This is a genomic window from Microcoleus sp. D3_18_C2 (genome assembly GCF_036702395.1).
Classification (GTDB): Bacteria; Cyanobacteriota; Cyanobacteriia; order Cyanobacteriales; family Microcoleaceae; genus Microcoleus.
Map to the genome: position 1 here is coordinate 7501 of NZ_JAUBTG010000041.1, position 15342 is coordinate 22842.

The following is a 15342-nucleotide window of genomic DNA, read 5'->3' on the forward strand; positions in this document are numbered from 1 at the left end:
ATCCGTTACATCCGTTACATCCGTTAAACAATCCGTTGCCGAACTTCCTTCAATCCGTTACATCCGTTACATCCGTTAAACAATCCGTTGCCGAACTTACTTCCCCATCAGCGACTTATAGGCTGTCACCTTAAGATCGATCCCAGTAATATCTGCCCCGACAACAACAGCCACCGCTCCTAAATCCAAGGCTTTTTTAGCCATTTCCGGCCCCGATATCCCGCCTTCGCAGATAACGGGAACCTTAAGCTTTTCTACCATTTCCGCAACCAAATCAAATCCCGGCGGCGAAAATTTTTCCGTCTGGGAAGTATAGCCAAAAAGAGTAGTTGCTACAGTATCTGCACCAGCTTCGGTTGCCGCGATCGCAGCTTCTATTGTATCTACATCCGCCATCACTAATTTGCCCAATTCACTGTGAATTCGCGCGATTAACGTCTTTAAATCTTCGCCGGGAGGACGGTTTCTCTCAGTAGCGTCAACGGCGATAATATCGGCTCCAGAAGCAGCGATCGCCCGCGCGTCTTCAAACCGAGGAGTAATGTAAATCTCGCATCCCGGCAATTGCTGCTTCCAAATCCCAATTATGGGAGCGGATATCTGTTTACGCACCGCCCCAATGTGAGCCGGAGTGTCAATCCGCACCCCCGATGCACCTCGATTGATAGCGGTTCGCGCCATTGCCGCAATTACGATCGGATCGTGCAGCGGCGAATCAGCAGGTGCTTGACAAGAAACAATTAATCCTGTAGGAATTTGACAATTAATCATGGGGAATTGCGGATGGGGAATGGGTAATTGGGAATTACAAATTATACCAGTTCAAAAAAAGAATGTAACTGTAGACCATATCCCAACCCATATCCAATGAGTCAATCGATTTTAGATTTTAGATTTTAGATTTTAGATTGAGCCCACGGATAAATGCTCTTTCTTGAGGATTTTCTATTTTCGATTTTGGATTGATTCCAGGGATAAATCACGTGGCGGGTACCACATGAAGAAATTCGTGGTCATTCCCCAATCTAAAATCTAAAATCTAAAATCTAAAATTGTATTACCCATTACCAATCCCAGCCATTAAAGAAATAATTTTGTCCAGCAATTGCTCGGGATGAATCGGTTTAGCCAAACAATCGTTAGCTCCCGCCGTCACAAAAGATATCTGATCGGGCGGAATTTCATTAGCGCTTAAAGCCAGAATCTTGATATTTTCAGTAGCGGGTTTTTCGCGCAGTTGGTGAATTATTTCGCAGCCATTCATACCGGGCAAACGCATATCGACAATCACAGCATTCGGCTGCAAAAGTTCAATTTGTTCCACCGCCGCTGAACCTTCAATCATCCACACCACTTGCAGTCCTGCTGCTGTCAGGATATCGCAAATCAACATAGCAGTTTCTTCATCTTCTTCCACGAGTACGAGACTGCCCCGCGAGGAATAATGCAGCGGTAAAGATGAATTAGATTTTTCATAGGTTAATTTTGTGGATTCATCTTTGGTTAGAGTTTGGATGGGTATAAAAACGGTAAAAGTAGAGCCGACATCAACTGTAGAGTTAACTTCGATCGCACCGCCGTGAAGCTCTACTAACTGTTTAGTTAAGGCCAATCCCAGACCGGTGCCGCCGTATTCGCGGCGGTAGGGGGAATCCAACTGCTGGAATTTTTGAAACAACAGCGATCGCTGATCTTCGGGAATTCCAATGCCGGTATCTTTGATTTGAAAAACAGCGGTGCTGCCTGCAGGTGCAGTACCGGGATGCCGCACTGCCGACGTTCGATTTTTATCTTCTGTCACCCAAACTCGCAGGATGACTCGCCCGCCTTTGGGAGTAAATTTAATCGCATTTCCTAAAAGATTGAAGAGAATTTGTCTCACGCGGCGCGGGTCAGCGATGAAGCGATCGCACTCTTGTTTTATCCGCTGTTCTTGCAGCAGTTCCACGCCTTTAGCCGCAGCTTTTTCTTTGAGGGCGTGCAGGCTCTGAGAAGCTAATTTAGAAAGTGAAAATTCACTAATTTTTAATACTGCTTTTCCCGCTTCTACTTGCGATAAATCTAAAATATCGTTAATTAATTCTAATAAGTGGTCGCCACTGTCTCGGATAGTTTGCAGGTACTGCCGCTGCTTTTGCACTGGCACTTCTTTACTGCCAACTTTGCCGTAAGACCACCGCAGCAGCGTGTCAGAAATGCCGATGACGCAAGTCAGAGGAGTCCGCAATTCGTGGCTCATAGCTGCCAAAAATTCGCTCTTGGCGAGGCTGGCAGACTGGGCTGCAACCAGTGCATCGCGCAGTTCTCGCGTGCGCTCTATTACGCGCTGTTCTGAGGTGCGCTTTTGCTGCTGGACTTGTGCATAAAGTTCGGCTTGGTAAATCGCGATCGCCAAATGTTCTGCTATTTGTCGCAAAAATGTTTTTTTGCTTTCTTCCCACTCGCGAAAAGTACACTGGTGGGCAATTAGCAGCCCCCACAAGTCGTCTTGAACTACGATCGGCACTAGCAACTTTGCCCGCACCTTCGCCCGCCGCATCAACTCTAAAAAACAAGGCTGCGAAGAGTAACTTGTTTCCACATCCGCGACGCACAAAGCCAAACCTTTGCGATATTTTTCTCGGTCAATGACTCCATTGGTAAAACACTGCGCGTCTTCACTAAAATTTAGTACAGACGAGATACCATCATTGGCTAAAGCTTCGTAGGTAACGCGACCTAAATACAAGTAAGACCCGGAAGTTTCTGGGATTTCGCCACACCCAGAAACTGCCGCAGGATTTTCTTTAGCTAACTCGACCTTGTGCGGCGCTGGCACTTTTTCAAATTGATAAATTAACAGGCGATCGACATCCAAAAACTCTCGCACTTGCTCGACTGCTTTTGACAAAATTACAGGCAATTCCAAACTCTGGCGGATTTGAGTTGTCACCTGATTCAAAAGTCGCTCTTGTTCAAGCTGTTGCTGCAAAGCATCTTCTACTGGCTGACAAAATGAAATGCAGGGACTGGCAATTTGTAATTGATTGACGGCTTCGGCAATCTGGCTTTGTAGCGTTTCTGGATCTATAATTTTGGGCGCTGATTTTCCCTCTATTTCTGTTTGGCTGTGTAGGGGCAGGCGATTATTTTGGCTGGCCTTAGCAGCGAGAATATCCAGCAAATTTAGGGTGAATTCGCTTTGCAGAACGGCCGAGTTGGGCTGTATATTTTTAATTGCTTGTTTGAGGGCGCGAATGTCAATTTTCCACGGGGGTGCGGGCTTTATTTCTGCGAGTTTGTCTGCGATGGGAGACAGGAAATTGGCGATCGCCCCAGGGTCGAAAGTCAACTGCACATTCAATTGCGAATAGAGATTTTTTTCGCTGTGTTTGCGTCCGTTTGTTGCGAGCTCATCTAATACCTTGCCCTGCAGCAGCGCGCTAAAATGCTCTGATACTACTGCTGCAAACCTTTCCGACGAATTTTCCAGATTTTGAGAATCAGCGATCGCATCGTCGGTGAGCCAAATCGCCCCTGGGATTTCAGCCATTTGCTGTAACAACTGGTAAGCAGCCTCAAAGGTTGCTAGCGGCAAAGTCCGATTTAAGGTTTTTGGTTTCAATCTAGATATTTTCCCGGTTGTTTTAAAGAACAAAATATGAATGCCCCTGTTGTGAGGACGGAACCCGTGGGACAACTGGCGTGGCCGATCCAACAGACTTGAGATGACAATAGTCAGACACTAGGTAATAGAAGGCCCCAGGGTCAGAGAGTTAATTTTTCCCTATAGTTGTCCTTTTTCTTCTGGGCGAGTAACCCCCACTTCAGCGTTTTACGAGCGCGAAAGCGGTAGGAGGAAACAGGGGGAAGGGATAGGGCTGTATAATCGATCGCTTCTGGTTGTGTTTGTGAACCGGGTTGTTGATGGAAACTAAGCAATTCCACTCCCATTGCTGGGGTGAAGTTAGCACGCGCCTTTGTTTTCTGAGCTGATTCGCCTAATGGCACGTCCTTAACCCAAATAAAAATGTTTAACCCTTAACGACAGAACAGGGGACTAGCTACGCATCCGCTTGGTGTCATTACTCACAAAACCTAGACATCAAAGGTCTCAGGCTGGTCAACTGAAAATGAAGTTTTAGGCCCCAAGCCCAGTCACTTCCGTGCTGGGTCGTTGACTACTTTCAACAATCTTATTCCAGTATTGTAAAACTTCGTTGAGTTTATAAGCCATTATAAACAAGAATGGTATCATATCGCTATGAGTGTTGAACAAGAAATACGCACAGCCCAAAGAAGGGAAGTCTCAAATGCAGCTAACAGAGAGGCACATCATTAAATCCACGGAACACCGTTTCGCCCAAATAGACGAACTAGCTTTCAAGTCCAAAAACCTCTACAATGCCGCCAATTACGTCATTTGTCAGAGCTTTATTTATGGATGGGGTTATGTCAGTTATAACGAAATGAACCGATTGATGAAGTCTCATGAAGCCTACAAGGCTTTGCCTGCTAAAGTAAGTCAGCAAATCTTGATGGTGCTAGACAATAATTGGAAATCGTTTTTTGAAGCCGTTAAAGCTTACAAAGCTGATTCTTCAAAATTCACGGGTCGTCCAAAACTGCCAAAGTACAAAGATAAGACTAAAGGGCGAAACCTTCTCGTCTACACGATTCAAGCAATTAGCAGCAAACAGTTGAAGAAAGGAATCATTAAACTTTCCGGCACTGAACTTTCAATTAAAACCCAACTCAATCCCAACCAGATTTGTCAAGTTAGACTGGTTCCGAAATGTGATTCCTATGTAATTGAGGTGATTTATGATGAAGCGGAGTCCACCCTTGGCAATGCCAACTCTGTAGCTAGTATTGATTTGGGACTGGATAATTTAGTGGCGTTAACTTCAAATCAACCGGGATTTATCCCTTTGTTGATTAACGGGCGACCATTGAAATCGATCAACCAGTTCTACAACAAGCGGAAAGCACGATTGCAATCCCACTTAAAAGGGAATCGCAAAACTTCACCCCGCATGAGCGCGCTTAACTCGCTGTCGCCATCAAAAAGTTGATAATTACTTACATCATGCTAGCCGTCTAATTATTAACCTTTTGCTCACCAAGCAGATTGGGACGCTAGTAATTGGCAAGAACGCGCAGTGGAAAACAGAAATCGAGTTAGGGAAGCAAACCAATCAAAACTTTGTTAGTATTCCTCACTCTCGATTAATTGAAATGTTGGAGTACAAAGCTCGGTTGGCGGGAATCACAGTAATTGTGCAGGAAGAATCCTACACATCCCGATCCAGTTTTTTAGGTTTAGACCCAATTCCTGTTTATGGAAAAACAGAAAAAGAGCCTGTGTTTACTGGTAAACGGATTAAGCGGGGTTTGTACAAAACGTCGAGTGGTCAGCTAATTAATTCCGATGTGAATGCAGCGTACAATATCCTCAGAAAAGCAATCCCAAATGCCTTTAGCAATGGGATAGGGAGCTGCGTAGTTCAGCCGAGGCGGGTCGATCCGCTCAAAGCAAAAGTGAAAGGGGAGGGACTTAACGCCCCCCATGTCTATAAATGACTATACTTTTGCCAGCTATAATATTAATATATAATTTGTTAACTTGTACTTAACACTATCCGGGTAAATGAGCAATCCAACTCAACTCACCCCCGATTTCACGATCGGACATCTGCCGTGTCACGACTTCCAAGTGAGCGCTGCAACTCTAGGACAGGTAGTGGCTGAAAGATTTGAGCAAGAACCCGACCTGCCGGGAGTCATTATTACTCATGAATCACAGGTATTGGGCATGATTTCTCGCGTCAAATTTCGAGAGCAAATGAGTTTTCCCGATCGCGTAGAACTTTACGGGTCACACCCGATTCGAGCCTTGTTAGATTTTATTAGAATTCCGCCTTTGCTGCTTTCGGAAAACTGGAAAATTGACGATGCTGTCCAAGCGTCTTTCAACAGGCATAGAGACTTGATTTATGAACCGATAATTGTGGTAATGGAAGACCAGAGCCACCGCCTTTTGAACATTCATACTCTGGTGATTGCCCAGTCAAAGATTTTAGCACAAACCAACAAAGCTATTCAAAAATACAGACTAGAAAGACACAAGTATTTGGCGCTGATTCAACAAGAAAGAGCGAAAGTTCATGAATGTAATGAACTTTTAAAAAGCTACCAACGTCAAGCAGAAAAATCCCAGGTCAATCCGAATTCCCATCAAGCGGCGCTGGTCAAACAAGCTGAAGAAATTGCTCAAATGAATCAGCGATTTGTGAGGATTGCAAAACTGATTTCTTCGGAAGGTCGCCAAGCATTTCAAGCTACTTTTCAAGGTGCTAATTCTATTTGCAACAATACAGATAAAATTTTGGGCGTGGGCAAAGCCATAGCTAATGATTTAGAAACGGTTAACCGCACTTCCCGAACCATCCGGGAGGCGATCGAACAAGTCAGGCATTTAGCAGTACAGGTGGCTGTAGTTACCAATCAAATGGGAAGTCAGCCCAGCGGCCTGAGTAAAGTGAGTCTAGAAATTGGCAGACTGGCAAGTAAAACTTTTGAATTGGGGACTCAAATGGAGCAAATTGCCAGCCGATTTAAACTTCGAGTTCACGAACTCACGGAGGCAGCAAGAGCGGGTGCTAATGTGGCTAAATCCGTGACTATCAAGATCGATCGCGCCGAAATGGCTCTGTTAGAGTTGGAAGAATTAATAGCGGAAAAAAACTTCAATTCATTGACGGCTATCCAAGAACCTTTGGGAGTCATAAAAAGTGTTACCGCTGATTCTTTAGTTCGAGAAATAGAACACACAGAAGTGGCGGCTTCCGAGTTGGAAGATTTAGTTAAAAATCAAGATTCCTCGCAATATTTGATTCAAAAGATTCAGCAGGCGTTGAAGTCCAAAAAGCCCTAAAATCTCAGCCGCAATCTAATGAAATATTTGTAGAGGAAAATAAATAAAAAAAAATAATTTACAATCATTCTATTTCAAGAATACCATAGCAGTTCTCAAGCGTGGTGAGGTATGCCCAATGCCCAATGCCTTAGATCCGAGAGTACCTCATGTTACTGAGAAAGGCTATATTTGTTATACTGAAGGTGAGGAATTTTCAAATTCAGTTGTAAAAAGGCTATTTAATTAGCCCCAAAAACCTCTAAAAAATTCCAAGAATAGTTGGAAGGACAGGTGACGTTTATGAAAATCCTGCTGGTAGAAGATGACACAGTTACAGTCAGTTTGCTGACTCAAGCGCTGAACTCTCACAATTACAATGTGAATGCGGCAGCAGACGGTGAAACAGCGTTGCATTTGGTGCAGGCATACGATTACGACCTGATTGTTTTGGATGTGCTGATTCCTAAACTCGATGGCATTAGTTTGTGTCGAAAATTGCGATCGTCCGGCTGCCAAATGCCGATATTACTGCTGACAGCGCTAGATAGCAGCAACGATCGAGTCCAAGGTTTAGAGGCCGGTGCAGACGATTATGTGGTCAAACCCTTTAATCTCGAAGAATTAATCGCTCGCATTCGGGCTTTGCTGCGCCGGGGTAAGGCAACTTTGTCAAGTACAAATTTGACATGGGAAAAACTGCAAGTCAACCCGGACACTACGGAAGTAACTTATGCCGAAAAAGTGCTGCACTTGACTCCTAAAGAGTACAATTTGCTGGAACTTTTCCTGAGAAATCCCCGGCGCATTTTCAGTCGCAGCGCCATCCTCGATCGCATTTGGTCGGCCGGCGAATTTCCTCAAGAAGAAGCCGTTACTGCTCACATCAAGGGGCTGCGGCAGAAGCTGAAAGCAGCCGGGATGACTGTAGATTTAGTGGAAACAGTGTACGGATTGGGCTATCGGCTCAAAAGTCTGCCGGAGGAGATTGAGAGCCAACAAGTTGGACAGGAAACGGCAGAAACTGCTAAAACTCAAGAGACTTTATCTACTGAATCCAGCGGGTCGAGCCAGGAATTAAACAAAGACGAGCGCCGTCTCAAAGTCTTGAATGCGATTGCCCAAATGCGCGGAAATTTAAAAGCTAATTTTATAGAAAAGGTGGCGATATTCGATCGCGCGATCGATCAACTCAAAAGCGGAAGCTTGGAGGGCGAAGTGCGCGAGGAAGCCCAGGCCCAAGCTCACAAATTAGTCGGTTCTTTGGGAACGTTAGGGCTGCCGAAAGGTTCGGAAGTTGCGCGCCAGATAGAACATTTGTTCAAGGCTCAAAACATCTTGAAACCGGGGACAGCCCAGCAAATTGAGGAATTTCTGCATCAGCTCAAACAGATATTCGATCGCCCTTCGGCCGAACCAGAAGGCGATTTGGTTCCTGCGGTTTCCCAAAAGCGCCGAATGCTGATTGTTGATGATGATACTTTTGGGAGCGATCAACTGCAAACAGTAGCATCCGGTTCCGGCTTCCAGATAGAAGTCGCCAACTCTCCGCAATTGGCAAGAAATGCGATTTCTCAACAGCCTCCCGACGCGATTTTGCTGGATTTGACATTTTCCAGATCTCAGGAAAACGGACTTTCTCTCCTAGCCGAACTCCGCAGTGAAAAACCCGAAATTCCGGTGATGGTTTTTAGCGAGCACAATCAATTGAGCGATCGAATAGAAGTTGCTCGTTTGGGAGCTTCGGGCTTTTTACACAAATCTATCCCCCCAGCAGATATACTCAAAGCAGTCGCCCAACTACTCGACCAGACTGGCCCTGCTGAAGCTAAAGTTATGGTGGTAGACGATGACGTGCATCTATTGGCTGCACTGCAAGTGATTCTCCAACCTTGGGGATTTCAAGTAACAACATTGGACGATCCCGAAAAGTTCTGGGAGGTACTCGAAACGACTTGTCCGGATTTGCTAATTTTAGATGTGGAGATGCCCGGTTACAGCGGTATCGAGCTGTGTTTGGCAGTTCGCAACGATTTGCGCTGGAGCAAGCTCCCCGTGCTATTTTTGACAGCTCATTCCGAGTCGGAAACCGTGCGCCAAATGTTTGTCGCAGGTGCTGACGACTACGTTAACAAGCCGATCGTGAAACCGGAATTAATTGCTCGCCTCCTGAATCGTTTGGAGCGGACTCAACTGAGAAACAGACTGGCTCAGGCACAGCGCTAATCCCATTTTAGATTTAAAAAATTAAAGAATTGAAGAACTGGGAATGGCTGATGAGATATGGGTTTCGAGCACGTACCTACAGTTGTATTCTTTTTTTTAAATGGGATAACTAGGAGCAAATATGCAGTGCGTGTCCGAAACAAATCAGGAAGCCTTAGCCAAGACTGGGGATTGTTAGATTGTGTAATTCCGACGGGGTGCGGTTGATTGATGCTTACCCGCCGATCGAGAACACAGGCTAATTTAGAGAAATATTAATCAGATGAAAGCGATGGTATTGCCCTCAGACACAGGCACTCTCAATAACAGCGACTGCGAACTAATTTACGCCCCAGGTTCGATTCAACCTCACGGCATCCTTTTGGTGCTGGAATCTCCGGCGTTAAAAATTTTGCAAGTTAGCAACAATACTTTTGAGGCGATGGGCCTTTACCCCGAACAACTTTTGGATAAATTTTTAGAGGAATTTGTCGAGACTGAGGAAATTGAGGCTATTGAAAAAGCTTTATTTGAAAAAGACCAACGTAATGGTATCAGATTATCATTCAAAAGTCAAGACCGCCAGTCTTTTTTTGAGGGGACGCTACATCTATCAAATTCAGCATTAATTGTTGAACTAGAGTCGGTTGTTTCTCCAAAAACGAGCGATTGTTTCAATTGTTATAATTTAGTCCAAGAGCCGATAGACAAAATCCACAAAACACCAAACCTGCAAGTGCTGTGTCAGACAGCAGTTGCAGAAGTGCGGAGGATAATCGGTTTCGATCGAGCGATCGTCTATCAATTTGATGCCACCGGGGCGGGGGAAGTTGTCGCCGAAGACAAAGTAGAAAGTTTGGCTCCTTTATTGGGACTGCACTATCCGGCTACCGATATTCCCGCCCAAGCAAGAAACCTCTTCAACATGAATTTAATTCGGTTTATTCCCGATATTAACTGTCAGCCTGTAGAACTAATTCCTCACTGCAATCCGCTGACGGGTAGCCCTTTAGATATGGGCTGCTCTTTGTTGAGAACAGTTTCGCCTTGCCACGTTCAATATCTCAAAAATATGAACGTTGCCGCTAGCATGACCCTGACATTAATCAAAAATAAAAAACTCTGGGGATTGATTGCCTGTCACCATCCAACACGAAAGTATGTCAACTACGAAACAAGAACTGCTTGCGAACTACTAGCGAAGTTTGTGAATTTAGAACTCAGCTATAAACAAGATAGCGAAGACCGGGAATATGCTATTTATTTAAAAGCACTTTGTCAAAAATTTATCACGGAAATTTCTCAAAAAAACTGCTTTGTAGAAGGTTTACTAACCTACCGAGATGAATTGCTTGCCTTAGTGGGTGCTACCGGTGGAGTTGTGTGTGCCAATGAAAATTTAACAACCATCGGGCAAACCCCGGAATTGGTAGAAATCGAAAACTTAATTGCTTGGATAAAAACTCAAATAAATAATGACGTTTTTTATACAGATTCTCTCTCAAAACTGTATCCGCCCGCCGAGAATTTTCAAGAATTTGCTAGCGGTTTACTGGTGCTTGCCATGTCCGAAATGCAAAATTATTACATTTTGTGGTTCCGTCCAGAAGCACTTCAAACTGTCAACTGGGCAGGTACACCAGAGGGAAAAATTGAATTTAAACCGGATGGCACCCGATTAATTTCTCCTCGCATTTCCTTTGAGTTGTGGCAAGAAAATGTGAGGTCAAAATCTTTGCCTTGGCAGCAGTGCGAAGTCGAAATAGCCAGAGAACTTCGAGTTGCTATTACTAGCATTGAGCTGCGGAAAATCAATCAGCAGCTTAGCTTAGCTTTGTCGGCTACCAAAATTGGATTTTGGGACTGGGACGTGCAGAAAAATCACATAGTTTGGTCGAGGGAACACGAAGAGTTGTTTGGGTTGCCCCCAGGGACTTTTGCCGGAACTTATCAAAGTTTTGCAGCTTGCGTTCACCCAGAAGATTTTAAAAATATGGAGAATGCTATCAATCAGGCGATCGCCCAGCGAGGAGATTACTGTCACGAAAAGCGCGTGGTTTGGCCCGACGGCAGCATTCACTGGATGGAGGGAAAAGGTAAGTTTTTTTACAACGAAGCCGGCGATCCAGTGCGGATGGTGGGGACTGTTAGAGAAATTACCGATCGCAAAGCTAGAGAATTGCAGTTGCGCCTGTTGGAATCAGCAGTCACCACCACTAACGACGCCGTGTTAATTACCGAAGCTGAACCGATTGAGGAACCGGGGCCGCGAATTATTTATGTCAACCCAGCTTTCACGCGAATGACCGGCTATACACTAGAAGAAGTTGTGGGCAAAACGCCACGCATCTTCCAAGGTGAAAAAACTGATCGCGCCAGTCTCCATCGAGTTCGGACAGCTTTGAAAACCTGGCAGCCGGTGCGGGTTGACTCGATCAATTACCGCAAAGACGGGACGGAATTTTGGGTAGAAATGAGCATTGTCCCCATAGCGGACGAAAATGGTGAGTTTACCCACTGGGTATCAGTCCACCGCGATATTAGCGATCGCAAACTTGCTGAAGCTACCCTCCAACAGCTCAACGAACGGTTAGAAATGCGAGTTTTGCAGCGAACCAGAGAACTAGAAAGCTCTCAAGCAGAACTCCGGGAAAGCGAAGCTTTATTTCGCTCTCTGAGCGAGAGTTCCCCCGTGGGCATTTTCAAAATCGATACTGAGGGGAAATGTACCTATACAAATCCTCGCTGTCAAGCAATTGGTGGCTTCACATCGGCAGCGGCTTTAGGAAACGGCTGGATGCGGTTTGTTCACCGCGAAGACCTCAAACTAATTCTGTCTAAGTGGTCTCAATCGCAATCGCTAGATGGGGAATTTTCCGGCGAATTTCGCCACATCCAGCGAGACGGAACCATTCGGTTTTGTCGGCTTAAAACAGCTCCGATTTTTTCCGACAAAGCTCAACTAATTGGTCACGTGGGCACAGTCACAGATATCACAGAAAGTCGGGCAATTGAAAAAATGAAAAATGAGTTTATTTCGATTGTCAGCCACGAACTGCGAACGCCACTTGCCTCGATTCGCGGTTCTTTAGGTTTGCTGGCGGCTGGGGTACTGAAAAATAAACCGGAAACTGCCAAACAGATGTTAGAAATCGCTTCGAGCGATACCGAACGGTTAGTGCGTTTGGTCAACGATATTCTCGACTTAGAACGGCTCGATTCGAGCCAAGTTATCCTCGTCAAGCAGTGGTGCGATGCCCAGGTTTTGATGCGGAAGTCTGCCGAAGCTGTACTTTCTTTGGCTGCTGAAAATAACATTGATTTGTTGATTTTGCCCGGAACAGCAAAAATTTGGGCTGACCCCGACAGAATCGTTCAACTGCTGGTAAATTTGTTGAGCAATGCGATTAAATTCTCCGCTCCTGGAAGTACAGTAACTCTCAGGGTGGAAGATTTGGGCGAGCGGGTTTTATTTGAAGTCAAAGATCGAGGGCGGGGGATTCCGGCAGATAAACTAGAAACAATCTTTGGACGGTTTCAACAAGTCGATGCTTCTGACTCCCGCCAAAAAGGAGGTACGGGTTTGGGTTTGGCTATCTGTCGCAGCATAGTACAGCAGCACGGGGGCAGAATTTGGGTCGAAAGTGTTGTCTCACAAGGCTGCAGTTTCTATTTCACAGTGCCTGCACCGTTGGAAGGCGAGGGGGGAAAAAGTTTGGAGGTTTGAGATTGCTTTGATAATATCTCGCGCAAGCTCAAGTTCCTGGCAACCCACGCGGGTAGGATGATTTTGGGAGGCTGATAGGTCGATTTTTATGTTCAGGGCTTAAGTAGGTAAGCGGCAAAATCTATCAACAGCGCCCGACGATTAGGACGTTTTTAAGTGCGGAAACTCTTAATTTTATCGCTTCTTCCTTTTGCTATATCTTTCCAGAAACCCGGTTGAGGAGGCAGCGTGCCTAAGTTTTTTTTCGGTTTACCATGATTAATTTAAAATTTGAGTTTTAATTATGTCAGCAAAGCGCATTCTGGTCATTGATGATGAAAAAAACCTCTGCAGCGTGATTCAGGCTTGTCTGGAACATTTAGGCGGCTGGATTGTACTAAGCGCGCCCGACGGCAGCCAAGGATTGCTTTTAGCTGAAACTCAACTCCCTGACGCTATTCTGCTAGATGTGATGATGCCGGATATGGACGGACTTACTCTGTTTGGTTTGCTGCAAAACAATGGGGCTACTCGGGGGATTCCGGTGATTTTCCTGACGGCTAAGGTGCAGGCGATGGATTTGAGCGAATTTGCTGATTTGGGGGTAGCGGGGGTGATTGCAAAGCCTTTCGATCCTTTGAGTTTGGCACAGCAAGTGGCGGAAATTCTGGGTTGGGAACCGTTGCTTTAAAATCGGGTAAAAGGCGATCGCAGATAGCAGATCAAACTCGGCAGTTGAAACCGCTACTAGACAAACAAAGTCTGCCCAGCCCGACGCAAGAATCAAGCGGGCATTCAAGCCTGATGACGATCGCAAATGCGCTTTCTCGTTCCTTTGATTCTTGCGAAAATTACGCAATTATGTTGGTAAACCGGGTTTATGCGTCCAGGAAAGTTCTAGTTTTTCCTGCTATTTTCAGAATTTCCTCATTTTTTTGATTTAGCTTTGAGATGGATCGGTGATTGGTTAATTTAAACTCTGATTCCCTAGAAGTTCTAGAGATGATCTCAGGGAGTCGGGGTTTTTTGTTACCTGCAAAGCCGATCGGCTATCACCGTATTTACAGGCAGAATAACTCCTGCAGAAGTTACACAGATTGGCCTCAAGAACGGTTTTTTTTAATCCGAGCTCACAGATGCAGCGAAGTTTTTTGGTAAAAAACCCGGTTTGGGCCTGCTAATCCAAGATTTACGCAGATTTCCCTCAGAAACCGGGTTTTTTAACCCAGGAGCACAGATGGAGTCAAGTTTTTGGCTAAAAAACCGGGTTTTTGCTTAAGTATTGTAATCCCTGCTTCGGCAAAAGTAGATTTATCAAAAAAAATTGATTGTCTTCATAATTTCCTCATATTTTTTAGATAAAGTTTACTCCAAGCTCTGGATCTAAAGGTCGATCGCACTCTCAGCACCATTCCACTGCCAAAGAGTGAATCTGTTGTCAGGAGAGTTCAGGAAAGTGACGGTATTTTCGATTAACGGGTGCAACAGAACAACAACCTTAATAAGTCAGGATATAGGCCCTGCATACCAAACAAACCGGGGGTTCTCGCCGGAACAAACGGGGTTTCTTCGCCAAACCTCTCAATGTTGGCAGGATTACTCAATGCTACAAAAATTAATAACTGAAGATGTGATTCGTGCTATAGAATAACACAAAAAAAATAAGTCTGTCCTTTTGTCAAGATCCAAACTCACAATTGCCACTAACAGGCAAAGCCAAGTCTCAGTAAGTTTTTGAAAGAGTGTGGAGATTTTTTAAATGTCTGATCGGCTATCTTATAAAGGTAACAACCAGATTCTGTGCTATTACGCAAATGTTACCAACCTAGTTCAGGTTGTTCGGATTGGGAACATTCCTAATTGGTACTTTGAAAGAGTGATGTTTCCGGGACAGCGACTGATGTTTGAAGCTGCTGCAGAAGCAGTTTTAGAAATTCACACTGGTACGGTGGCAAGTGCTATTTTATCCGACAAGATTCCCTGCTACGTGCTGCGGGTTATAGAAGAGGTAAGTTCTGAGTTCGAGCTGGTGATGACCGAAGAACGATGGGCGGTATTAGCCGGTTAAAATTCATGAGAAATCAGACGAAAACGAGAAGGATCACAAAAATATTAGTTAACGAGTCTTTGGGGACAGGGAAAATGCAGAAAAATCTTGTCAATATTACCTTGGCTGTAGTCACAGAGGAAGTAGAAATTATCTTGGAGTCTTATCCGAAGCACCCATACCAACAAGCTTTTTCGCCTTCGGGATTGCGACAAGATTTAATTGCTTATGTGCTCAGCCGAGTTCCTAATAGATATACTGCGATCGACTCCGGCGAGTCTTTGTCAAACCAAACAGTTCAGGTTCGCTGTTCTTCAGAACAGTTGCTGCACATAGAAAATTTGATTCATACTGGCATTCGCGACGTGCTGCACAGCTATCAGAAGATAGATTACCCCCTACCTGAAGAAGTTAAATTCGATTCGAGAGTTGCTAGTTGGTTTTGATAGTTTATTGTCATTGAGGGAGACGCCGAGATTCTCGGCACTC

General features: G+C 45.0%; 9 protein-coding genes and 1 pseudogene. 7 read left to right on the forward strand and 3 right to left on the reverse strand.

The window, feature by feature from the left end:
* Positions 1-96: 96 nt before the first annotated feature.
* The 3 genes from QUA88_RS21075 to QUA88_RS21085 form a co-directional block, all read right to left on the reverse strand.
* On the reverse strand, positions 97-771 hold the full coding sequence (locus tag QUA88_RS21075; protein ID WP_333273666.1) for an N-acetylmannosamine-6-phosphate 2-epimerase: 675 nt from the start codon (positions 769-771) through the stop codon (positions 97-99).
* A gap of 286 nt (positions 772-1057) precedes the next feature.
* Complete coding sequence (locus tag QUA88_RS21080; protein ID WP_333052276.1) at positions 1058-3604, reverse strand: ATP-binding protein; 2547 nt, start codon at positions 3602-3604, stop codon at positions 1058-1060.
* Positions 3605-3747: 143 nt separating this feature from the next.
* Complete coding sequence (locus tag QUA88_RS21085) at positions 3748-3990, reverse strand: hypothetical protein (RefSeq protein ID WP_333052273.1); 243 nt, start codon at positions 3988-3990, stop codon at positions 3748-3750.
* 302 nt (positions 3991-4292) lie between these two features.
* On the opposite strand from QUA88_RS21085, the pseudogene QUA88_RS21090 reads away from it, so the two are divergent.
* From QUA88_RS21090 to QUA88_RS21120, 7 genes and pseudogenes are all read left to right on the forward strand, one after another.
* A pseudogene (locus tag QUA88_RS21090) lies at positions 4293-5562 on the forward strand (RNA-guided endonuclease InsQ/TnpB family protein).
* Positions 5563-5629: 67 nt separating this feature from the next.
* Complete coding sequence (locus QUA88_RS21095; protein WP_333052270.1) at positions 5630-6916, forward strand: chemotaxis protein; 1287 nt, start codon at positions 5630-5632, stop codon at positions 6914-6916.
* A gap of 282 nt (positions 6917-7198) precedes the next feature.
* Positions 7199-9121, forward strand: coding sequence for a response regulator (locus QUA88_RS21100; protein ID WP_333273670.1), 1923 nt, complete (start codon positions 7199-7201; stop codon positions 9119-9121).
* Positions 9122-9392: 271 nt separating this feature from the next.
* Positions 9393-12827: a PAS domain S-box protein gene (locus QUA88_RS21105; RefSeq protein ID WP_333273673.1), complete on the forward strand. Its 3435-nt coding sequence runs from the start codon at positions 9393-9395 to the stop codon at positions 12825-12827.
* A gap of 283 nt (positions 12828-13110) precedes the next feature.
* On the forward strand, positions 13111-13497 hold the full coding sequence (locus QUA88_RS21110) for a response regulator (RefSeq protein WP_333273676.1): 387 nt from the start codon (positions 13111-13113) through the stop codon (positions 13495-13497).
* Positions 13498-14565: 1068 nt separating this feature from the next.
* Complete coding sequence (locus tag QUA88_RS21115; RefSeq protein ID WP_333052260.1) at positions 14566-14874, forward strand: DUF1830 domain-containing protein; 309 nt, start codon at positions 14566-14568, stop codon at positions 14872-14874.
* A 74-nt stretch (positions 14875-14948) separates the two neighbouring features.
* Complete coding sequence (locus tag QUA88_RS21120) at positions 14949-15299, forward strand: late competence development ComFB family protein (protein WP_333052258.1); 351 nt, start codon at positions 14949-14951, stop codon at positions 15297-15299.
* The last annotated feature ends 43 nt before the right edge of the window (positions 15300-15342 follow it).